The sequence below is a fragment of the Shewanella sp. MF05960 genome (assembly GCF_050849305.1).
Lineage (GTDB): Bacteria > Pseudomonadota > Gammaproteobacteria > Enterobacterales > Shewanellaceae > Shewanella.
This window is the reverse complement of sequence record NZ_JBOZPS010000031.1, coordinates 1-22,906: the sequence shown is the minus strand read 5'-3', so window position 1 is coordinate 22,906 and position 22,906 is coordinate 1. Positions and strand designations below refer to the sequence as shown.

Genomic DNA, 22,906 nt, shown 5'->3' with positions numbered 1-22,906 from the left:
ATGACGATATTGTTGAACAGTGCTCAATTGCATGGAATCACTTTATTGCAGAGCCTGAAAGGGTAATTAAATTATGCTCTAGAAGCTGGACAAAACTGACCAGTTAATTAATGTAAATGGTATAAATTAAATTTATCAAACGCATAACGCCAAAAGTTGGGATGCTCTTTGGGGTAGCCACTTTCATGACTCGACAATAACTCATCTAAGCCATCGGCTAAATTGGTGTGAGTGAGCTTTAACGCCAGGCTATGAGGATGCGCATTGGTGAACAAAATTCGCCGCTTACTTGCACCCGCGAGTGCTTGTAAAAAGGGCATGCTGTCCTGGCGTATGTTAATTCTGTCTGCAGCCGTATGATGCAAAGCCAAAATATCTAAGCCTAAATGTTGCTGCCAATAATCTAAACAGTACCAATCTAGGGTGCCGACGACATTATGATACGCTTGAGTCACCAAATCATTAGCATCGTCTAGGCTAATCTGGCGTAACAGGCTTAATTGTTGTGGCACTAATTGCAGCCAAAAATGGTTATCAAAGTGCAAATCTAGCAGGGTGCCATCCATATCGAGCAGCACTGTGTCTATGTTGTTCCAAGGAAACATACTACAACCTGTGTGTTATTTAATTTGAAAAGATTCTAGTTAAACCCAGTAAGTGAATTTACATGGATATTATTATTTCACATAAGCTTGTTAAAATAGTGTTATTTTTTGACATTCTATCTATAATTTCAAATCTATATATTCCAAAGTGTAAAGTTAAGTTTATTTGCCAAGCGTCCTTAATGGGGCGCTTTGTTGTGCCAGCAAATGAGTTGTACATTTTTTAAAACGCCGCTATTCATTATAAAAGAGAATATTATGCTTAAAAATACGCTGACTATTAGCTTTAACACATTTGGTATATGTACTAAAAAATATGGTGTTACAAGGCTTAGAATATTTTTAAGTATTGTATTTATGACCCTGATGCAAACCGCTTGGGCAGCGACACCCGCCGATCAGAATTTTGACGCGTTACTTGCGGGTGACCGGGGAAGTAATTCTGTTACCATCGCCGACATTATCTACACCAATAATGACGCCATTTATATTAAGGTAGTTACTGATGGTGATATCGCATCTTTGGCAGATAAAGCCTTGGGATATCGCAGTTTTGGACCCGGCACATCGACTTTGGTGAGTTTTAAAACCAGTGATGGTGATGAGTTTAAATTGAATGGTTTTGCCGTGTCGAGGGGCTTTGGGAGTAATAACTTAACGATTAGCGGCTTCCGGGATAATGTTTCAGTGGTTAGTACGAGCTACAATTTAAGTGCCGTTAATTTTGGCACATTCGATGTGTCTGCCAATTCAAGTTGGGAGAACATTGATGAGGTGCGTATTAGCGGTGTCGATTTAGATATTGATATTGATGATTTGGATTTTAGCCCGAAGGTACTACCTACGCCCACAATCACCAACGCAACCTACAATGCCAGCACTGGCGCAATAGTGGTAACCGGCACTAATTTCACTTCAAAAGCAGGCGCAGCAAATGATATCGATGCAAGTAAGCTGACCTTTACCGGCGAGGGTGGTGCGACCTATACACTGAGCGATACCAGCGATGTAGATATTAGCTCGGCATCCACTGCCACACTCACCTTAAGTGCGACCGACAAAGCCGCAATTAATAGCCAAATTACAAACAAAAATGGTACTGCTTCTACGGGCGGTACTACCTACAACCTTGCGGCGGCAGATGACTGGAACGCAGCGGTAACCGCTGGCAATACGGCAGATTTGACGAGTAACGTAATTACCGCCAGCGGCGTACCCACCCCCACTATTACCAATGCGACTTACAATGCCAATACCGCTGTTTTGGTGGTAACAGGTACCGGTTTGTCAAAACGTGCCGGCGCAACTAACGACATAGTGGCCAATAAATTTACTCTTTACGGTGAAGCCGGTACGTCCTACACACTCACTGATACAAGTAATGTCGAAATCACTTCGGGCACCAGTTTCAGCCTGACGTTAAGTGCCACCGACAAAGCAAGTCTAAACCTTATCGTGAATAGAAATGGTGGGGTCTCTACTGATATATCCACCTACAATTTTAATGCAGCTGAAGACTGGGCTGCGGGGGCAGGTCCTGCGGTCACCGTTGCCGATGCATCAAATGTTTTTACCGCAAGCAATGTTTCAGTGCCGACTATTACCAGCGCCTTGTATGATGTATCTACCGGTATCGCTACGGTCAGTGGTTCAGGATTTACTCGATCTGGATCTGGCGGCACTAATGACATTATTGCTAATAAGTTTACTTTAACAGGCCAAGCAGGCGCTACCTACACTCTAACTGATACCGCTAATGTTGAAATCACCAATGGCACAAGTTTTAGCTTAACGCTAAGTGCCACTGATAAAAGTTCGGTTGATAGTTTACTGAATAAAAATGGCACCCAGTCAAACGATGTAACAACCTATAACCTAGCGGCAGCAGAGGATTGGTCTGCAGGGTCAGACTCAGCGGTTACTGTGGCTGATTTAACTGCTAATGGTATTACTGTGTCCAATGCGGTCACTCCGGTCACTGTACCTGGTGCACCCACTGTAGATACGGTAACGGCGGGTAACGGCCAAGCGATCATCGCGTTTAGTGCGCCGGGTTCTAATGGTGGTTCAGCCATCACAGGTTATACCGTGACTTCGAGCCCAGGCACTTTTACGGGTTCGTGGACATCCTCTCCGATTACTGTTGCCGGCTTAACCAATGGCACAGCTTACACCTTTGCCGTAACTGCAACCAATGCGGTAGGCACAGGCTCCGCTTCTGGTGCGTCTAATTCGGTTACCCCGAAAGCAACACAAACCATCACTTTTGGTAATCCTGGGGCACAAACCTTTGGTACCACGCCAACCTTAAGCGCCACCTCAACTTCATCGTTAGTACCTACTTTTACGTCATCAACCACAGGTGTGTGTACCATCACCTCGGGTGGCGATTTAACGTTTGTAACAGCGGGTAGCTGTACGATCAATGCCGATCAAGCGGGTAATGGTAGTTATCTTGCCGGAACAACAGTGGCACAATCATTTACCGTAAACGCCGTGGTGCCAGGTGCGCCTACGGCTGCTACCGCGACTGCAGGAGACACACAGGCATCGATAGCCTTTACTGCGCCAGCCTCTAACGGTGGTGTGGCGATTACGAGTTATACCGTGACGTCGAGCCCAGGAGGACTCACCGGTTCAGGCGCTGGCTCGCCTATGACAGTCACCGGCCTTACCAATGGTGTGGCTTATACATTTACGGTGACTGCGACTAGCTCTGGTATAGGTACAGGTGCTGCATCAGGCGCATCTAACTCAATAACGCCAGCGGCGGTGCAGACAATCACTTTTGCTAATCCAGGGGCACAAAACTTTGGCACTACGCCGACCTTAACAGCCACGGCATCATCATCCTTAACGCCTACTTTTACATCATCGACTACGGGTATTTGTACGGTTACAACCGGTGGAGCATTAACCTTTGTCGCGGCGGGTACTTGTAGCATTGATGCAGATCAAACCGGTAATAGTAGTTACTCGGCCGCGCCAACAGTAACGCGCTCATTTACTGTTAATGCCGTTGTGCCTGGGGTTCCTACTGCTGCTACGGCAACGGCAGGTGATACTCAAGCTTCAGTTGCTTTTAGTGCGCCAGTCTTTACTGGCGGCGCAACGATTACTAGCTATACCGTGACAGCTAGCCCAGGTGGTTTAACCGGTGCAGGCGCAGGTTCTCCCATTAACGTTTCAGGGTTAACCAATGGTTTGGCTTATACATTCACCGTTAGAGCAACCAATGGTTCCGGTACCGGCAGTGTATCGACAGCCTCAAGTGCTATAACTCCAGCAGCAACTCAAACTATTACCTTTGCCAATCCAGGCGCACAAAATTTTGGTACTAGCCCTACGCTTACCGCCTCATCGGATTCAGCACTTTCGCCCACCTTTACTTCATCCACAGCCGGGGTTTGTACGATTACCAGTGGTGGAGTGTTGACCTTTGTAAGCGTCGGTACCTGTACGATTAATACAAACCAAGCGGGCAATGGCAGTTATTTGGCCGCCGCTCAGGTAAGCAGATCCTTTAGCATTAATGCCATAGTGGCGGGATCTCCTTCTATAGGAACTGCAACGGCAGGTGATACTGCGGCTAGCGTGGCATTTAGCGCGCCAGCCAGTAATGGTGGTGCAGCGATTACCGGTTATACGGTGACATCATCACCTGGTGGATTAACAGGTGCAGGCGCAGGCTCACCGATAGCGATGACCGGTCTGACAAATGGCGTTGCTTATACGTTTAGCGTAACAGCGACCAACTCGGTAGGTACGGGTTCAGCTTCATCTGCTTCTAATTCAATTACGCCTCAAGCAACTCAAACTATTACCTTTGCCAATCCTGGTGCACAGAATGTGGATACCAGTCCAACGTTAACCGCGAGTGCAAGCTCAGGCTTAACGCCAAGCTTTAGCTCAGCGACAAGCAGCGTGTGTACGATTACCACAGGCGGCGTCTTAAGCTTTGTGATGCCAGGCACATGTACGGTAAATGTAGACCAGGCGGGTAATGCAGCGTTTAGCGCAGCGGTACAAGTGAGTGAAACCTTTACTGTTAATGCGGTTGCGGCCAATGCGCCGACCATTAGCAGCGCAACGGCAGGTGATAGCGAAGCAACAGTAAGCTTTACTGCGCCAAGCAACACAGGCGGCTCAGCGATAACGGGTTATACCGTGACGTCAAGCCCTGGTGGATTAACGGCAACGGGCAGTGCATCACCGTTAACGGTAACCGGCTTAACCAACGGAACGGCTTACACCTTTAGTGTGACAGCGACTAATAGTGCCGGCGCGAGTGCGGCATCAAGTGCATCCAACAGCGTGACACCGATAGGTCCACAAACGATAACGTTTGCCAATCCTGGTGCACAAAATGTGGATACCAGCCCAACGTTAACCGCGAGTGCAAGCTCAGGCTTAACACCAAGCTTTAGCTCAGCGACAAGCAGCGTGTGTACGATTACTTCTGGCGGCGTCTTAAGCTTTGTGATGCCAGGCACATGTACGGTAAATGTAGACCAGGCGGGTAATGCAGCGTTTAGCGCAGCGGCACAAGTGAGTGAAACCTTTACTGTTAATGCTGTTGCGGCCAATGCGCCGACTATTAGCAGCGCAGCGGCAGGTGATAGCGAAGCAACAGTAAGCTTTACTGCGCCAAGCAACACAGGCGGCTCAGCGATAACGGCTTATACCGTGACGTCAAGCCCTGGTGGATTAACGGCAACGGGCAGTGCTTCACCGTTAACGGTAACCGGCTTAACCAACGGAACGGCTTACACCTTTAGTGTCACTGCGACCAACAGTTCCGGCGCGAGTGCGGCATCAAGTGCATCCAACAGCGTGACACCGATAGGTCCACAAACGATAACGTTTGCCAATCCTGGTGCACAAAATGTGGATACCAGCCCAACGTTAACCGCGAGTGCAAGCTCAGGCTTAACACCAAGCTTTAGCTCAGCGACAAGCAGCGTGTGTACGATTACTTCTGGCGGCGTCTTAAGCTTTGTGATGCCAGGCACATGTACGGTAAATGTAGACCAGGCGGGTAATGCAGCGTTTAGCGCAGCGGTACAAGTGAGTGAAACCTTTACTGTTAATGCGGTTGCGGCCAATGCGCCGACCATTAGCAGCGCAACGGCAGGTGATAGCGAAGCAACAGTAAGCTTTACTGCGCCAAGCAACACAGGCGGCTCAGCGATAACGGGTTATACCGTGACGTCAAGCCCTGGTGGATTAACGGCAACGGGCAGTGCTTCACCGTTAACGGTAACCGGCTTAACCAACGGAACGGCATATACTTTCAGTGTGACAGCGACTAATAGTGCGGGGGTCAGTGCTGCATCTGGTAACTCTAATGTCGTTATACCCAATGGCGCTCCAACAATTAATGGATCACCGACATTAACTGTTGCTCAGGATATACCATATCAATTTACGCCTTCTGCGGCAGACAATGTTGGCGACACGCTTACTTTTAGTATCGTCAACAAGCCAATATGGACAACGTTCAATAGCGTAACAGGTATGCTGTCAGGCACCCCTACCAATCAAGACGTGGGTGAAACAACTGGCATTGTGATTAGTGTGTCTGACGGTTCCTTTTCGGCTAGTCTACCAGTATTTAACTTGACAGTGACCAACGTTAATGACGCGCCGGTGTTCAGTTCAAGTGGTGTGACAGTGGCAACGCAAGATGTGGCTTACAGCTACACAGTGTCTGCCACTGACAGTGATGTGGGTGATGTGCTGACCTATAGCAGCGTGACCATTCCAGCTTGGCTAAGCTTTGATGCATCTACCGCCATATTGAGTGGTACTCCAGGCAACAGCGACGTGGGCAGCCATGCTGTGACACTTAAAGTAACCGACAGTGATGGATTAACGGCTGACCAAAGCTTTAGTATTACTGTTATAAACGTCAATGATGCACCGATTGCAGTGAGCTCAATTGTTACAGTGGATGAAGATAGCTCTGTGATGATTACACTCAGTGCTAATGATTCAGATAATGATTTACTGAGTTATGAAGTCGTTACGATGCCTACGTCGGGTACTTTAGAGAAAAATGGAACAGTATGGCTTTATACTCCAGAGAAAGACTTTAATGGTACTGATGTGATTAGTTTTATCGCTAAGGATGCGGAGTTAAGCTCTGAACCTGCGGCAGTTACAATTAATGTTACATCAATCAATGATGAACCTGTGGCAGTGGACGATACGTTTACCGTAGTGGGAGTAGAAAGCAATATTTATGCGTTAGCTGTATTAGCTAACGATATCGATGTAGATGGTGATGTATTGACTATTGACGGTGCAGCCGCTGATATTGGTACCGTCGCTATAACAGCAGAAGGACTAAGCTTTACTGCTCCTGAAGCTTATGTTGGCCCAGTAGCCCTTCGTTATACTATAACTGATGGTAATCAAGGCCGCGCAACGGCTAAAGTTAATTTATTAATTGATGGCATTGCGTCAGATAGCCAGCCGGTTATCACTTTACCAAGTGATATCGATATCAATGCAACTGGGCTGTTTACACGAGTAAAACTGGGTGTCGCTAAAGCGGTTGATCGAAATGGACAATCATTACCTGTTTCACTAATTAACAAGAATGTTGTATTTGCACCAGGCGTTAGCCTAGTTTATTGGCAAGCAACTGACGCAGAAGGTAATACAGCGATTAAAGCTCAAAAAATCAATGTATATCCGTTGGTGTCTTTTGGAAAAGATCAAACCGTTGCAGAAGGTAATGAAGTTGCTATTACTGTTCATTTAAATGGTACTGCACCAGTATATCCAGTCATAGTGCCTTTCACTGTGTCTGGTTCTGCAGATAGTAGCGATCATGATTTAGTCGATGGTGTTGTGGAGATTACTTCAGGACAAACAGCACAATTCAACTTTAATACCTTTGAAGATGGCGATAATGAGGTTGATGAGAGCGTGACGATTAGTCTCGACTCTAGTGTGAATGTTGGCAGCAAGAATAAATCGAATATATTGATTTCAGAAGTTAATATTGCGCCAAAAATAGGGTTGAAAATTACCCAAGCTGGTAACGAACAACTTATCGTCGCTCAAAATGGTGGAGATGTAAGTATCAATGTGAACCTTACTGATGCCAATCAACAAGATAGTTTAACGTCTGAATGGCAAAGTGGCGCAGTTGATATACAGCCAAGCGATACAGGGGTGTACTTATCTCCTATTGACCTAGAGCCAGGTGTTTACCCGATAAGCTTAACGGTAACAGATAATGGTATTCCTCAATTATCAACCACAGAAACGGTCAATCTCGTGGTGTATGCGATATTGCCAGTACTTAGTGGTGATGATTCTGATGGTGATTTAATTCCAGACAATCAGGAAGGTTTTACTGATACAGATCTCGATGGAATACCGAACTACTTAGATGCAATCGATTCTTGTAATGTGTTACAAGAGACAAAGACTTCACAAACTCGTTTCTTAATGGAAGGTGAAGCAGGAGTGTGTTTACGTTTAGGTCAAAGTGCATTAGAGCAAAATGCGTTTGGTTCAAAAATTGAAATAAACATCATTCCTGAAGACATGGAAGCGATTAATATTGGTGGGGTTTTCGACTTTGATGTGTCTGATTTACCTGTTCCTGGACAAAGTGTTAAGTTAGTGCTGCCACAAATATTACCGATAGCGATAAATTCTATTTATCGTAAATATCATTCTGAAAAAGGTTGGGACACTTTTGTGACTGACACTAATAATACGATCTCTAGTAGCGCCGGCGAGTTAGGTTATTGCCCTCCACCAGGAAGCGTTGAATACACAGAAGGCTTAACCGAAGGGCATTGGTGTGTACAATTAACGATTGAAGATGGTGGTGCTAATGATAGCGATGGTCGTATTAATGGCACTGTTGTTGATCCTGGTGGTGTAGCAGTATTACTTAACGGCAACCATTTTCCTGTAGCAAATGTAGATAATGCATCTATGTCATTAAACCAAAGTCTTGATATAGATGTATTGGCTAATGATACAGATGAAGATGGTGATTCATTAAGTGTACAAAGTGTCACAAGTGATTTCGGCGATGTTAGCGTGTTAGCTAATCAACAGATCAGTTATACCCCTGAAGTTGATTTTATTGGTACAGATATACTTTCATATAGTATTTCTGATGGACAAGGTGGCACTTCAACGAGTCAAGTAACCATAACTGTTATCGCTAATAGTCCACCAACAACGGTAGATGATAATGCAGAAACCGATGATAGAACGAGTTTACTGTTAAATGTATTGATTAACGACAGCGATATAGATGGTGATTCTTTAACGTTAATTAGCGGTTCTGCTTTAGAGGGCTTGGTGACCGTTGAAGCTAACCAATTACGTTATACTCCAAAGTTAGGCTTTGAAGGCATCGACACCGTGAGTTATTTGATAAGTGACGGTGCAGGAGGTGAGGCTATGGGACAAGTGTTTATTACTATTAATGCTTATCAGGATGTTATTGTAAAAAATAAATCCAGTGGTGGCAGCTTATCTTTGTATGGATTAGTCCTACTTATATTTGGTGGTTTACTGCGTCGAGCTAAGTGGCTAACGGTAAGCAGTGTGGTACTGGCCAGTGTGATAACACAAGCTAATGCAGCAGAAGCCAATAGATGGTATCTAGATGGTTTTGTTGGGCAAGCTTATGCCGATAGTAAGTTAGCTCATAGGCAAACAGACACAGAAATCACTGATGTCAATGATGACGATACTGCATTTGGTTTGAGTGCGGGTTATCAATGGAACACGTTTATTGCTGTGGAGTTAGGTTATTCAGACTTTGGCAACGGCAGTGCACAACTTAGCGGAAGTACTTTAACCCCTGAGGCGTATCATCAAGAGTTGAAGTCGGTGACTCCTATATTGGCTGAAGGAATGACATTAGGCTTGCGCTTTACAGTTGTAGAGCATGAAGATTGGCGTTTTGAAGTACCTGTCGGTTTGTTTAGGTGGGAAGCTGATGTTGTCAGCGACATGAATAATAGCCGATTAATGACCGAATTGGACGGTACTGATTGGTATATTGGAATGCAATTTCATTATCAAATGACCAAGTCGTGGTCGTTAGGTATTGGTTATCAATATATTGATTTAGAGCCGAATGATATTTTAACTGGGCAATTCAGTTTACGTTATCATTTCTAATAGTCTAGAACATAAACAAGGAGCTTATTAGCTCCTTTTTTATTGCGTTTAGATACCTAAGTGGCTTTGTGATTTATCTTAAAAAACACCAAAATACAAACTTGAATACAGAAGGGGGTAAATTCCGGTTGTAGAATATACGTAGAATAGTAAGATTGTACTTTGTCTTTATTAATTCGTCACATGGGGCTGCAATGACACAGCGGCATAAAAAGCCGGAAATCCTGCACACAGAAGTCGTTGCTAAAAGCCGACTGTTTCAAATTGAGCAGGTTCACCTTAAGTTTTCTAATGGCGTTGAACGCCAATACGAAAGAATGAAAGGCGGTAGCAGAGGGGCTGTGATGATTGTCCCTATTCACGAAGGTAAGCTGTTATTAGCCAGTGAGTATGCCGCAGGCACTGATAATTATGAATTAGGTTTTCCTAAAGGATTGATCGATCCTGGAGAAACCGCCATTGAAGCCGCAAACCGAGAGCTACAAGAAGAGATTGGATTTGGCAGCCATAAGCTGACACTGTTAAAAGAGTTGTCACTTGCGCCAGGCTATTTCTCAAGCAAAATGCAAATCTTTGTCGCTGAGGATCTTTATCCTAGTCGTTTAGAAGGAGACGAACCAGAGCCGATAGATGTTATTCCGTGGCCTTTAGCGGACTGGCAATTATTACTCGACAATGGTGATTTTTCAGAGTCTCGCAGTGTGAGTGCATTATTTTTAACCCAGCAATATCTAGCAACCTCTGAGACATCGAAAGCAGAGTCTTAGCGATGGTTCATCGTGCATGGCATTTGCGCGAGACAATAATTTAGGCAAACAACCGCGACATAAGGGGATAAAAGCTAATTTAACCCCTTAGAAGGTCATCCTTATCGAACCCAGCGATTGGAGTAGTAATGAAGCCAGAAGATGTAATTGACCAAGTTATCGGCATCGCCACTGAGGCCGGAGAGAAAATCCGCGAGATCTACTTAAAGGGTAGCTTTAAACGTGAGATAAAATCAGACAATACGCCTGTAACATCGGCAGATTTGGCTGCCCACGATATTATTTGCCAACAACTTGCTGTGTTGACTCCAGACATTCCCATTTTAAGTGAAGAAGCGGCCGATATTCCATTAAGTGTGCGCGAAACATGGAAGCGCTATTGGTTGGTTGACCCACTAGATGGTACAGGCGAGTTTATTGCTGGCAGTGGCGATTTTTCTGTGATCATCGCATTGGTTGAACACAATCGTCCTATTATGGGTATCGTTTATGTGCCAATGACTAAGGTGTGTTATTACGCCATTGCAGGATTAGGTGCGTATAAGCGTGACGGTAAAAATGAAGTCCGCATTACCAGTAAACAGTTAACTAACAATGAAACTGATAATTTACGATTAGCCGTAAGCCGTCGCCAAGATCCTCAGTCTGTGTTGAAGTTGCTCAATAAACCTAATCATTGCGAATTGGTTGTTATGGGTGGCGCGGCATTAAAGAGTTGTTTAGTCGCAGAAGGTCGCGCTGATTGTTATGTACGTTTAGGCCCAACCGGTGAGTGGGATACGGGCGCGGCGCAAATTATTATTGAAGAAGCCGGCGGTGCTTTGATTGATATTAACTTGCAGCCAATGACGTACAACGAACGAGAAAGCTTAGAAAACCCGAATTTTATTGTGGTGGGTAGCCCCAATTTACCTTGGGATATTTTACTCACGACCTAATTGATGTGGTCGGGGGAATATATTTTTAGTCGCATATTGCTTTTGTATTAGTGTGTGAATATTGTATCTCAATTGTTAGTGAACTGTTTATTGAGAGCAAAACACATGAGACGCAAAGGAATGTATACCGCTTCAACTTCGATGTTATTCATCCTCGGGGCGATTGGGTTGTCAGGTTGTGGAGGCGGTAGTGACGATACCTCTACTGACAGTGGTGGAAGCCCTGATGGACGCTTAACTGGCGATATTGTTTATTACGCCGCTGCGTGTGATGTCAGCCAACCTGCAGTAGGAACTGACATTATTGTACATCGTAAAGATGGCAGTATTTTAAGCCAATCAAAAGTGCCTTCAACAGGTAAGTTTGATATTGCTTGGCCATCAGATGCTTATCACTTTTCATATGCACAACAAATCAATGGCGAGTTATTCGTTTACAGTAAGCTCAATGTTGTTGCGGGTGATATTGGCATTGTGGGTGAGCGTAATAGCAATATCGATTCAGCTTGTGCTTGCAGCGACTTCAATTTTTCATTGAGTGATGTTAATGCCAATTATAACGGTTATACCGTTTATATTGACGGTAGGAGTGATAGGTCTAGTGCTAAGGTGTGTAAACAAGATGGGCAATTCCCCCCTGTTAATTTAGTGCTAACCCCAACTTATGCTGATGGTTTGACATCTTATGCAGCACAAATCGATGTTAATAGTTATGCTGCTAATAGCACGATATATGTTTCCCCTTCTATATTTGAAAACGCTGAAAATGAAGGTGTTGAACTCAACGCCGAATTAAGCAGTGCCAACAACAATATATACTCGCCGAGTTTTAGAACGTTTTCAGAAACCGATTACGGCCGAGTAAACTGGATTGAATGGCCCGTGTCTGCGCATGTTTTCCCGGGATTATTTGCTAATAATTTTATTACTTATTCTAATTTTGAACCGTTAGGGGGTGACGATAATGGTCAAGTTTTTTACTACACCAGCCGGCGCCATCGCGTAACCGATCCTGACGCTACTCAAGTAGTACAATTACAGCAAAACCAGCAAAAAATGTTACAAAGCACCGACGCCATTTTATCTAGTTTTAGTGAGGATGGTGCCAGTAACTATGATTTTACTGGTATTGGGACGGGTAAAACATTACTTCAGGTTGATTTTGGTCAAAGCGGTATAGCGAATTGGACAATTGAAGCGCCATTAAAAGGGACGTTTCCTGATTTGGATTTACCGACAAATTTACAAACGCCGTTTGAGCAAATTACCCAGGCGAATTTATCGGTCATGATTTATGGTTACTTTAGTCATTCGTCGAGCCAATATAATCAATTCCGCACAAAAGTAGTCGAAATACAACGCGCTGATTTGAAAACTCGGTCAGAATTTTATGATAATTATGTTATTGAACAAATTTCTGTCGATATTTATTAAGCCTACAAATAAACGCCCTCAAATGAGGGCGTTATTTTTAGACTGTTTTACGATCGTCTAACCATTGATGAATCGCTTGCCGGTCACCTTGAAAAATAATGCGATCTTGTTTCTTTTCTAATTGAAACTGATACATAGGATCATAGTAAATCTCAAGTAACACACTAATCCACTCTAGATGTTTACTCACATCATTTTGATTCAGCTGCTGTAATAACGCATCGTCTACCAATTGTTGCAGCTCACTATGCAGCTTACCGCCTAAGCGCTTACGTATCCCTGTAAGGCTTTGGCTGAGGTAGTCGCTAAATGCAGCAAAACCAGCTTGCTCACCAAACTTAGCAACATAGTCTGCCAGCTTTTCGGTGACATAGTCGTTGAGTAAGCGAGGCAGGCGAATGTCTCTGGGTTCATCCAGTAATACGATATCCGCAAGTTGCATGGCTTGATAAAAAGCGTGGGGGAGTGCAGAGCGTCCAATCAGAAAGCTCTCATCTTCAAGCAATAAATGTCGATGCTGTTGCTGTTGATGTTTGAGCAATGATACTGCAAGATTATTTTCAAAGTTGATTTGCGTTGGCTGTGGGTCAATGTTTTTACCAAAGCTCGAGCCTTTATGGTTAGCAATACCTTCTAAATCAACCGACTCATCACGCTGATGAATAAATTCGGTTTTACCACTGCCGGTAATGCCACTTAAAATCAGCATACTGGAGTGCTTTGGCGCACTGTCTATCGCTTCAATTAAAAAGCCGCGCATTGCCTTATAGCCACCTTGTATATAAGGCACATTAAGACCCGATTCTTTTATCCATTGTTGCGATAGCTTAGAGCGCAGTCCACCCCGAAAACAGTATAAATAGCTTTCTGGATGTTGTGACAGTTGAGCCTGCCAGGCTTCAATTCGCGCTTGTTTTACCTTCCCTGTCACTAATTGATGGCCTAACGCAATAGCGGCGTCTTGGCCATTCTGTTTGTAGCAGGTACCGACTTTTTCGCGCTCACCATCTTGCATTAACGGCAAATTTACCGAATGACTAAACGCGCCTTTAGTAAACTCTATTGGGGCGCGCACATCAATTAGTGGTCTGTTTTCGAGTAGTAAACGGCCATATTCCGAACTGGGAATGATGTCGTTCATTGAGTTAACTCAATGAGTATATCGTGACCAACATTAACAGGGGTGAACTCGGCCATTGAGCCAATGCACACAGCAGCAATATTATTGGCCGTCAGTAACGCTTGCAGTTCGGCTTCGCTTTCTGCATTTACAGTCACTAATAAACCACCGCTAGTTTGTGGGTCGCATAAAATGGCTTTTTGGTCGTCGGTTAAAGGCGGTAGATGCTCGCCGTAGCTGTCAAAGTTACGATGGGTGCCGCCAGGCACACAGCCTTGTGCTAAGTAATCAGCAACCTTTGGCAGTAAAGGTACGTTATGTAATGCGAGGTTAGCTTTAAGTTTTGCTCCTTGGCACACTTCAATTAAATGACCTGCTAAACCAAAGCCAGTGACATCTGTTAAAGCATTCACGCCAGTGATTTTAGCTATCTCGATACCAATTGTGTTGAGCTGGCACATGGCTTGTGGTGCTATTTGACTATCTTCGTCACGTAATTTTTTTTGTTTTTGCGCAGTAGTCAAAATACCAATACCCAGCGGTTTGGTGAGATATAAACGATCGCCAGCTTTAGCCGTATTGTTTTGCTTGAGTAACTCAAGTGGAATTTGACCGGTGACGGCTAACCCAAAAATGGGTTCTGGTGCATCAATACTGTGGCCGCCGGCAAGCATAATACCAGCATCCGCGCAGGCTTGACGTCCGCCATCGACGACTTGCTGTGCAATCTCAGGTGGCAATACATTGACTGGCCAACCTAATATAGCAATGGCCATAATTGGCGTGCCGCCCATGGCGTATATATCGCTAATCGCATTGGTTGCGGCGATACGGCCAAAAGTAAATGGGTCGTCAACGATAGGCATGAAGAAATCTGTGGTACTGATAATGCCGGTATGTTCATTGAGTTTATATACGGCGGCATCATCACGCGTTTGATTACCCACTAATAAGTTGGGATCAGTAAATACAGGTAGCTGCGATGCAAGAATGGTACTTAGGACTTTAGGCGAAATTTTACAGCCGCAACCGGCGCCATGACTATATTCAGTAAGTTTAACTGCTTGCTCAGACATAATAAGGTGATCTTTAGATGGCGTATTGAGCCGTAATTATAATCACTATTAGGCAGAATATCTTGTGTTTTAGTCGTTTATCAAACTAAGTCGTCGTTTTCTAATACGTAAAATATTATTGTGAACATTGTTTTTTATTTTGTTTGCTGTTAACTTAGCAACCATAAAAGGTAATGGAATTAGGTAGCGCAGTGGCCAGACGCAAAGAGCACACTCATGAGCAAATTAAACAAATGGCGATAGCCGCGGTAGTGCAGTATTTACAGCATGACAGTATCCATTCGTTGAGTTTACGAAAGGTTGCTGCCGAAATCGGTTATGTGCCAAGTACTTTGATTAATATCTTTGGTAGCTACCAATACTTATTATTAGCAGTATCTGAGCATACGTTAGTTAGCTTATCTGCGGTGTTGCAGGGATTAACTACACAACAACCGTTGTTGAATATTCAAGATATGGCTGTACGGTATAGTGACTTTGCACTGCAACATAAAAGTTGTTTCCGATTAGTCTTTGAGTTGTCTATGCCCAACGAGCAACCCTTACCCGTAAATCATTCAGCGTTAGTCAAATCATTATTTGCGTTAGTCGAGTCGCAGCTGCGTTTATGTATAGCAGACATTAGCGATCAAAAAGTGGAGTTAATGAGCAGGGTACTTTGGGGCGGTATTCATGGATTAACGTGTTTAGCGTTAGATGGAAAACTATTTGTCACACACAGTGACTTGCAAGCAATGCTTTGCAGTCATGTACAAGGATATATTGCCGGAATGGGCATAAACAAGGAGTTCGTATGATATTAACCAAACGCTTTTTTCCTTATTTTGCAACCCTGTGTTTAGGGGCGCTAAATGATAATTTTTATAAAAATGTCCTGTTATTACTGGTGACCTACAGTCAGCTTAATGCATTACCTATCGACGTTAATTTGTTTGTCAATTTGGCCGCTGGTGTATTCATTTTGCCGTTTTTCTTGTTTTCTGCTCATGCGGGTATCGTGGCTGATAACATGAATAAGGCAACATTGATCAAACGCTTAAAGTTACTAGAACTGATCATCATGTCCACAGCCGCTATCGCGATTGTGAGCCAGAGTTATATGGTCATGTTGTTGCTGTTGTTTTTAACCGGTAGCCAATCGGCTTATTTTGGCCCTGTGAAATACTCATTATTGCCTCAAGCACTGAGTGAAGCTGAGTTGGTAAAAGGCAACGCATTGGTTGAAATGGGCACGTTTTTATCAATTCTTGTCGGCACACTAAGTGCTGGTTTAGTGGTGTCTAATGAAAATGGCTTAACGTGGGCAGCTATCATTGTGAGTGTACTTGCGGTGTGTGGTTATTTGGCAAGTAGAGCGATTCCATCACTGCCTGCACAGGGTGAGCTAAATCCGAATAAGTTTTCACTTTTCTCAGGCACTTGGCGCTGCATTAGTAAAGCTCGTGAAACGACATCAATCTGGATGGCTATTTTAGCGATTAGTTGGTTTTGGTTTGTCGGTGCGACATATCTGACTCAGTTTCCTAATTTTGCCAAGCTGCATTTACATGCAGATGCTACGGTGGTGTCTTTACTGTTAGCGCTATTTTCTGTGGGGATTGCGGTTGGGTCTTTTGTGTGTGAACGTTTTTCGTTTGGCCATGTTGAACTAGGTTTGTTGCCGTTTGGAGTATTGGGACTCAGTGTATTTAGCTTTGACATGATAGGCGCAATCCCGCTACAAGTGGTTGAGCCAGGTTTTGTCTATAGTTTTGAGTCTTTTATTAGCAATGCTCAGCATTATCGTGTGATGATTGATTTGTTTCTGGTGGGGTTAAGCGGCGGACTATTTATTGTGCCTTTATATGCGTTTATTCAAACCCGCGCAGAAAAACAAGAGTGTGCGCAAGCTATCGCTGCAAACAACATTATTAATGCGTTGTTTATGGTTGGCTCGGCGGTGTTATCGATAGTCTTACTTGGGGTGTTTAGTTGGAGTATTCCTGAGTTATTTATGCTTATCGGTGTACTTAACTTAGTGGTACTGATTTATGTTTACTCTCAAGTGCCCGAGTTTACTCAACGGTTTATTAGCTACTTGCTTAGCCACGTAATGTATCGGGTTAACGTGCAGGGCAGACAGCACATTCCGGCTCAAGGAGCAGGGATCATTGTCAGTAACCATGTAAGTTACGTTGATGCGCTAATTATTATGGGGGCGTCAACGCGACCGATTCGATTTGTGATGGACAAGTCGATTAGCGAAATTCCGTTATTAAAGTATGTGTTTAGGCATGCTGGCGTTATTCCTATTTGCTCACCTAAAAAGTGCGAAGCGACTTATCTTAATGCGTTCGAGCAAATTCATAATGCGTTAGCCAATGATGAACTGGTGTGTATCTTTCCTGAAGGGCGTTTAACCTCAGATGGTGATATTGGTGAGTTTAGACCAGGCATTGAGATGATTTTACAACGCGATCCTGTACCGGTTATACCGTTAGCACTTAATGGGTTATGGGGTTCGTATTTTAGCCATAAAGGCGGACACGCATTAACGACTAAACCAACACGTTTTTGGTCTCGGGTGAAGGTGAATATTGCGCCTGTGGTTGCAGGTGATACCACCAATCGTATGGCGCTTCAGCAGCAAGTGACACAACAATTCGAACAATAAATAGTAGAGATACAATAAACAAAAAGGCCATCTTGATTAAATCAAGATGGCCTTTTTCGTTGCGCTCAGTTTATTGAGCGTAAGCCGCTGTTAAACTTTTCCAATGACGCTGTCTTTCTAAAAATTGACTGCGTAAATCTTGTACTTGTTGCTTAAGATTATGGTCGGCTAATTGCTTACGTTTCGCTTCTAGTAGGCTTTTTTTCGCTTGATAATATTCAAGCAAGTGTTGTTTCATTAAGTCGTATTCAGCCTGAAACTTTTCAATAATTTCATCACAGTTAGGTAAGTGTGCCACTTGATTCTGTGCTCGCAAAAGTTGCATTTGCAAACGAGCACTTTCAATACGTTCTTGTGGTACTTTGCGTAAGTCAGTGGTTAAGCCGACCCAACTCATACTTTTAATTAACCACTTGGTTGGATCGTAGTCCCACCACTTAATGCCGTTGCGGTAATCGTTTTCAAAAATATGGTGAAAGTTGTGATAGCCCTCGCCATATGTCAATAAAGCGATAAATGCATTATCACGAGCCGTGTTTTTATCTGTGTACGGCTGTTTTCCCCAAATGTGTGCTAATGAGTTAATAAAGAACGTACAGTGATGTACTACTACTAAGCGCAGTAAACCCGCCATTAGCACCATAGAAAGTATGTCACCGTTTAACCAACCTAAAAATGCCGGTAAACCAATGTTCATTAAAATGACTAACGCAAGGTAATGTTTATGCTGCCACATGACAATGCGATCGTTTTGTAAATCCCGCACATTATTGTAATCGCTGTAACGACTCGCTTGGTATTCACGCAACATCCAACCTATGTGGCTATACCAAAAACCCATCTTAGCTGAGTACGGATCTTTATCATTATTATCAACATGTTTGTGGTGTATACGGTGATCGCTACACCAATGTAATGCACTATTCTGTAGTGCTAATGCACCACCGAGCGCATATAAAAAGCGAACGGCTGGGTGAGCCTTATATGCTTTATGAGACCAGAGTCTGTGGTAACCAGCAGTAATAGATAAACCACTCGCGTAAGCAAAAACAACAAATGCAATCCATTCAATGCCGTCAAAGCCATGGGTGAAACCACGCCAAGGGATCAATACCACAGCGCCAAGTAAAGTGATGGCAAATAACAGGGTATTAAGCCAAATGATTGGAGGTTTTTTCATTTAGTAGGATTCCAATTATAGGTTTTAGCAAGTTGAGCGTACATTTGTACGCTAATTTAACTTAGGTAGTAGGCATGGGTCAAGTTTAACAGGGCTGTGTTTCTGTTTTAAAAACGGTATTATCTGTTGCTAAATATTGACTGATTGGATGAGTAGATGGGTGTTAGAGCACAACAAAAGGAAAAAACGCGTCGTGCATTAGTCGATGCAGCATTTAATCAATTAAGTGCAGAGCGTAGTTTTTCAAGCTTAAGTCTACGAGAAGTTGCCCGTGAAGCTGGTATTGCGCCCACTTCTTTCTATCGTCATTTTAAAGACATGAACGAACTCGGATTAACCATGGTTGATGAGGGCGGTTTAACCTTACGTCAAATGATGCGCAAAGGACGTCAACGTGCTGAAGCGGGTGGCAGTGTAATTCGTATTTCGGTCGACACCTTTATAGAAGTGTTAGAGTCTAATCCAAACGTATTTCGTATTTTGCTACATGAACGATCTGGTACATCTGCAGCTTTTAGAGCGGCCGTTGAGCGTGAAATTGAGCATTTTATTTCTGAATTGGCTCATTACACCGAAGCACAAGCCAATCGCACTCCCGATTTAGCTCGAGCACAGGCAGAAGCATTGGTTATTTTGGTGTTTAACGCAGGAGCATCGGCATTAGATATCAAACGCAGTGAGCGTAAAGCATTGGCCGATCAGCTTGTGTTACAGCTGCGTATGGTTGCTACTGGTGCTGAGGCGTTGCAGCAAAAGATGGATAATCGTGCTTAACGGATTGTGTTTAAAAAGCTGAAACAATAAGGGCGCGATGATTCGCGCCCTTATTGTTTAGTAAACTGCTTACTTAACCTGAGCTCGGGATAAAGGATGAACTTATGCTATTTAAAATCAAGATGTTACCCTTTCTCACTTTCAAGCTTGTCATTTGTTCAGCTAACAAGGCGAATTGACGCGTCAATAGCTAGCCTATTGTAAGTCGATTCAACGCAGTTAGCAGGGCAAAGGACTGTTTGAAAGGCATTTATTATCCCGAGCTCAGGTTACTTACGTACAAGTAGCACGCCCGATTCCATATGGTCGGTATACGGGAATTGGTCAAACAGGGCAAAACGACTTATCTCATGGGTTTCGCTTAGTGTGAGTAAGTTGTCTTTTAAGGTTTCTGGGTTGCACGAGATATATAAAATACGCTCGTAGCCTTGTACAAGCTTTAACGTTTCAGGGTCGATACCTGCACGTGGCGGATCGACAAAGATGGTATTGCAGTCAAAACTGTCTAAATCGATACCTTCTAAACGTCTGAATTCACGCTTCTTCGCCATTGCATCACTAAAATCTTCTGCTGACATACGGATGATTTGAACGTTAGTGACGTTATTGATGTCAATATTATACTGAGCGGCATCAACAGACGGTTTAGCTAATTCAGTGGCTAATACACGGTTGAAATTTTGCGCCAGAGCAATGGTAAAATTTCCATTGCCGCAATACAGCTCCAACAAATCACCTTGGCTTTGCTTAGTCGCATCGATTGCCCATTCCAACATTTTTACAGACACTTTGGCATTAGGTTGGGTAAAACTGTTCTCAATTTGCTTGTATTGTAACACCTGCTGATTAACCGTTAATGATTCGACAACGAAGTCTTTATCTAAATCGATTTTCTGTTTGCGGGCACGACCAATAATATTGACATTATACTTGGCTGCTAATTTCGCTTTTAACTGAGTTGCGTGTTCGCGCCACTCTTCGTCAAGCTGGCGGTGATATAGCAATGACACTAATATCTCACCGCTTAATGTCGACAAAAAATCAATTTGGAATAGTCTATGACGTAATGCTGGATTAGGTCTTAATTCAACAATTAATTCCGCCATCATTTGATTAATAAGCACACCAGCAGGCAAATATTGATCGCAACGCACTTTTGCATTCAGTGCTTTATCAAACATGTAGTAATATAAGTCATCGCCTTCATGCCACATTCTAAATTCAGCACGCATGCGATAATTCATTGGTTCGGAAGCAAAGACTTCAAGTGCTGGTGGAGTGAAATCGGCAAAGGCCTGTTCAAGCTTGATGCGCTTTTGTTGTAATTGTGCATCGTAGTTTTTAGGATCCATTGCAGCTAAATTCATGTTGTCCACCTAAGGCTGTAAAAAAGGGCGCAAATATTATACTAAATGACGCTCATGTCTAGTGTTACGCGCCTTAGTATAAAGCGACAAGACGAATAATACTGAACATATTGATAATTGGAGCCAATATTGTCTGGACCTATTTTAGTGTTTGATTCTGGTATCGGCGGATTGTCGGTCATGAATGAGATTAGAAAACAACTACCACAGCATGATTACTGTTACTTGTTTGATAATGCACGCTTGCCTTACGGCAACTTGTCAGAGCAAGAACTGATCACAGGTTGCGTTGCATTGATTGCACACCATGCGCAACGACTTAATGCGAGTATTGTTGTTGTCGCATGCAATACGGCCAGTACTTTAGTATTGCCACATTTACGTCGACTATTAACCATTCCTGTAGTGGGTGTGGTGCCTGCTATTAAACCTGCTGCAATGTTATCCAGCAAAAAGCACATTGGTTTACTTGCTACGCCTGGCACGGTGAAGCGAGATTATACTCAAACATTAATCCAGCAATTTGCCGGAGACTGTAAAGTCGATCTGTTTGGTACATCCGATTTAGTATTACTAGCCGAGCAGTATGTCGCCCGACAAAAAATAGATATAGATAAACTACACAATATTCTTGAACCAATAAAAGCGTCAGAGATTGATGTATTAGTATTGGGGTGTACTCACTTTCCGATGATAGCAGCAGAAATAAGTGATTATCTTGGAAAAGGCGTTGTATTACTGGATTCTGGAGAGGCAGTGGCTAAGCGGGTGAGATTTTTACTCAGTAAAGAACACAATGGTGACAAGAGATTACAAGCTTGTTATACCAAAGACATAAATGAAGGGCTCAAAGCGACATTAGTCGATTATGGTTTTAGTGAATTTTCGCTGGTAACCATAACCGACTAACACAGTACTCAATAAAAGGAATAGAGTTAGCTATTATCAGAGTCAGACTCTTGTGATTTAGCTTCTCTTACTTTTAAAGTACGTTCCTGGAAACTGTAGTCATTCAGTTTCGTCATTGCTTTCTGAGCACCTGCCTCAGACATTTCAACAAAACCAAACCCTTTACGGCGTCCAGTTTTACGGTCACGGACTAAACGCACAGAATTAACCGGACCATACTCACCAAACAAAGCCTTCACTTCACCTTCATGAACACGATAAGGCAAATTACCTACATATAGTGTCATAGTTGGACCTACATAAGGCTCATCAGCAGAATTTGCTGAGCTTGTAGGTATAAAGGTGAAAATTAACGTTGCCACGACAACACCAGCAATAAACGCTACAGAAGAAGATGTACCGCCAAACTGAGAAAAAACAAAAGCGCCTAGAAGCGCCGCAATCAAAACAATCACGAATGATTTCTGCATAAAATAATCTCTAATGAATATGAAAATGATAAATTACTGTTAAAAACCGTTACATAGTAATTAAAATTTACCAGATACACCAGACTACTGTTGAAAAATTGAGCTCGAATTCACTTTAATATCAGAAATAAGTATTTTGTTATCTAGGTAAAGGTGGTTCTTTAAGCAAAAAAGCCAAAAAAGAATCGATCTGAGCAAAAGTTCAACGTTCGAAACTTTTATTGCTTAAAAGCGCTTGCACTAAATCTTAAGCTGCCTATAATGCGCATCCACTGACACGGCAGACAGCGAAAGCAAAAGCCGGTGAGTGTTATCAAACCATTGAGGTGGCAGAGATAACGGCAAAAAGAAGTTTGAAAAAACACTTGACGCCATAAAGGGAATGCGTAGAATACGCAGCCCTGACCTACTGAAACGGTCAACGCTCTTTAACAATTTATCAAGT

Annotated in this window: 14 protein-coding genes and 1 pseudogene; 8 read left to right on the top strand and 7 right to left on the bottom strand. The window is 43.3% G+C overall.

Annotated features, from left to right (window positions below):
- Positions 1-122: 122 nt before the first annotated feature.
- Positions 123-605, bottom strand: a pseudogene (yrfG, locus tag ACROAE_RS19780) (GMP/IMP nucleotidase); the annotation flags it as partial.
- Positions 606-962: 357 nt separating this feature from the next.
- Between yrfG and ACROAE_RS19775 the strand changes: the two are divergent.
- The 4 genes from ACROAE_RS19775 (at position 963) to ACROAE_RS19760 (ending at position 12,912) form a co-directional block, all read left to right on the top strand.
- Positions 963-9,773 carry an Ig-like domain-containing protein gene (locus tag ACROAE_RS19775; RefSeq protein WP_432405752.1) on the top strand — a complete coding sequence of 2,937 codons (8,811 nt, stop codon included), beginning with the start codon at positions 963-965 and terminating at the stop codon, positions 9,771-9,773.
- A 194-nt stretch (positions 9,774-9,967) separates the two neighbouring features.
- Positions 9,968-10,540 carry an ADP compounds hydrolase NudE gene (gene nudE, locus ACROAE_RS19770; protein WP_432405749.1) on the top strand — a complete coding sequence of 191 codons (573 nt, stop codon included), beginning with the start codon at positions 9,968-9,970 and terminating at the stop codon, positions 10,538-10,540.
- A gap of 128 nt (positions 10,541-10,668) precedes the next feature.
- Positions 10,669-11,478: a 3'(2'),5'-bisphosphate nucleotidase CysQ gene (gene cysQ, locus ACROAE_RS19765; RefSeq protein WP_432405746.1), complete on the top strand. Its 810-nt coding sequence runs from the start codon at positions 10,669-10,671 to the stop codon at positions 11,476-11,478.
- Positions 11,479-11,583: 105 nt separating this feature from the next.
- A complete protein-coding gene (locus tag ACROAE_RS19760; protein WP_432405742.1) occupies positions 11,584-12,912 on the top strand; it encodes a hypothetical protein in 1,329 nt (442 codons plus the stop codon).
- A gap of 37 nt (positions 12,913-12,949) precedes the next feature.
- On the opposite strand, the gene mnmH is transcribed toward ACROAE_RS19760, so the two are convergent.
- Both mnmH and selD read right to left on the bottom strand, forming a co-directional pair.
- A complete protein-coding gene (gene mnmH, locus ACROAE_RS19755) occupies positions 12,950-14,053 on the bottom strand; it encodes a tRNA 2-selenouridine(34) synthase MnmH (protein WP_432405739.1) in 1,104 nt (367 codons plus the stop codon).
- A complete protein-coding gene (gene selD, locus ACROAE_RS19750; RefSeq protein ID WP_432405736.1) occupies positions 14,050-15,108 on the bottom strand; it encodes a selenide, water dikinase SelD in 1,059 nt (352 codons plus the stop codon). Before selD ends, mnmH begins: the two co-directional genes overlap by 4 nt.
- Positions 15,109-15,299: 191 nt before the next feature.
- Between selD and ACROAE_RS19745 the strand changes: the two genes are divergently transcribed.
- Complete coding sequence (locus ACROAE_RS19745; RefSeq protein WP_432405733.1) at positions 15,300-15,905, top strand: TetR/AcrR family transcriptional regulator; 606 nt, start codon at positions 15,300-15,302, stop codon at positions 15,903-15,905.
- Positions 15,902-17,761, top strand: coding sequence for an MFS transporter (locus ACROAE_RS19740; RefSeq protein ID WP_432405728.1), 1,860 nt, complete (start codon positions 15,902-15,904; stop codon positions 17,759-17,761). Before ACROAE_RS19745 ends, ACROAE_RS19740 begins: the two co-directional genes overlap by 4 nt.
- 70 nt (positions 17,762-17,831) lie before the next feature.
- Here ACROAE_RS19740 and ACROAE_RS19735 read toward each other — a convergent pair whose 3' ends face one another.
- A complete protein-coding gene (locus tag ACROAE_RS19735; RefSeq protein ID WP_432405725.1) occupies positions 17,832-18,941 on the bottom strand; it encodes an acyl-CoA desaturase in 1,110 nt (369 codons plus the stop codon).
- Positions 18,942-19,097: 156 nt separating this feature from the next.
- On the opposite strand from ACROAE_RS19735, the gene fabR reads away from it, so the two are divergent.
- The gene (gene fabR / locus ACROAE_RS19730; RefSeq protein ID WP_160055543.1) at positions 19,098-19,715 is read left to right on the top strand and encodes an HTH-type transcriptional repressor FabR; all 618 of its coding nucleotides are present in this window, start codon (positions 19,098-19,100) and stop codon (positions 19,713-19,715) included.
- Positions 19,716-19,984: 269 nt separating this feature from the next.
- Here fabR and trmA read toward each other — a convergent pair whose 3' ends face one another.
- Positions 19,985-21,082, bottom strand: a complete 1,098-nt coding sequence (gene trmA, locus ACROAE_RS19725) for a tRNA (uridine(54)-C5)-methyltransferase TrmA (RefSeq protein WP_432405721.1) — start codon at positions 21,080-21,082, stop codon at positions 19,985-19,987.
- Positions 21,083-21,211: 129 nt separating this feature from the next.
- Between trmA and murI the strand changes: the two genes are divergently transcribed.
- On the top strand, positions 21,212-21,991 hold the full coding sequence (murI, locus tag ACROAE_RS19720) for a glutamate racemase (protein WP_432405718.1): 780 nt from the start codon (positions 21,212-21,214) through the stop codon (positions 21,989-21,991).
- A gap of 26 nt (positions 21,992-22,017) precedes the next feature.
- Here the strand turns inward: murI and ACROAE_RS19715 are convergent, their stop codons facing one another.
- Both ACROAE_RS19715 and ACROAE_RS19710 read right to left on the bottom strand, forming a co-directional pair.
- The gene (locus tag ACROAE_RS19715; RefSeq protein ID WP_432405714.1) at positions 22,018-22,461 is read right to left on the bottom strand and encodes an RNA recognition motif domain-containing protein; all 444 of its coding nucleotides are present in this window, start codon (positions 22,459-22,461) and stop codon (positions 22,018-22,020) included.
- 240 nt (positions 22,462-22,701) lie between these two features.
- The coding region (locus tag ACROAE_RS19710) for a hypothetical protein (protein WP_432405712.1) at positions 22,702-22,906 on the bottom strand (205 nt) is incomplete at its 5' end.

Excerpts from the sequence above, each read along its gene's own strand:
- ACROAE_RS19775 (WP_432405752.1), top strand. The coding sequence starts at position 963 with ATGACCCTGATGCAAACCGCTTGGGCAGCGACACCCGCCGATCAGAAT.
- nudE (WP_432405749.1), top strand. The coding sequence starts at position 9,968 with ATGACACAGCGGCATAAAAAGCCGGAAATCCTGCACACAGAAGTCGTT.
- cysQ (WP_432405746.1), top strand. The coding sequence starts at position 10,669 with ATGAAGCCAGAAGATGTAATTGACCAAGTTATCGGCATCGCCACTGAG.
- ACROAE_RS19760 (WP_432405742.1), top strand. The coding sequence starts at position 11,584 with ATGAGACGCAAAGGAATGTATACCGCTTCAACTTCGATGTTATTCATC.
- mnmH (WP_432405739.1), bottom strand. The coding sequence starts at position 14,053 with ATGAACGACATCATTCCCAGTTCGGAATATGGCCGTTTACTACTCGAA.
- selD (WP_432405736.1), bottom strand. The coding sequence starts at position 15,108 with ATGTCTGAGCAAGCAGTTAAACTTACTGAATATAGTCATGGCGCCGGT.
- ACROAE_RS19740 (WP_432405728.1), top strand. The coding sequence starts at position 15,902 with ATGATATTAACCAAACGCTTTTTTCCTTATTTTGCAACCCTGTGTTTA.
- ACROAE_RS19735 (WP_432405725.1), bottom strand. The coding sequence starts at position 18,941 with ATGAAAAAACCTCCAATCATTTGGCTTAATACCCTGTTATTTGCCATC.
- fabR (WP_160055543.1), top strand. The coding sequence starts at position 19,098 with ATGGGTGTTAGAGCACAACAAAAGGAAAAAACGCGTCGTGCATTAGTC.
- trmA (WP_432405721.1), bottom strand. The coding sequence starts at position 21,082 with ATGAATTTAGCTGCAATGGATCCTAAAAACTACGATGCACAATTACAA.
- ACROAE_RS19715 (WP_432405714.1), bottom strand. The coding sequence starts at position 22,461 with ATGCAGAAATCATTCGTGATTGTTTTGATTGCGGCGCTTCTAGGCGCT.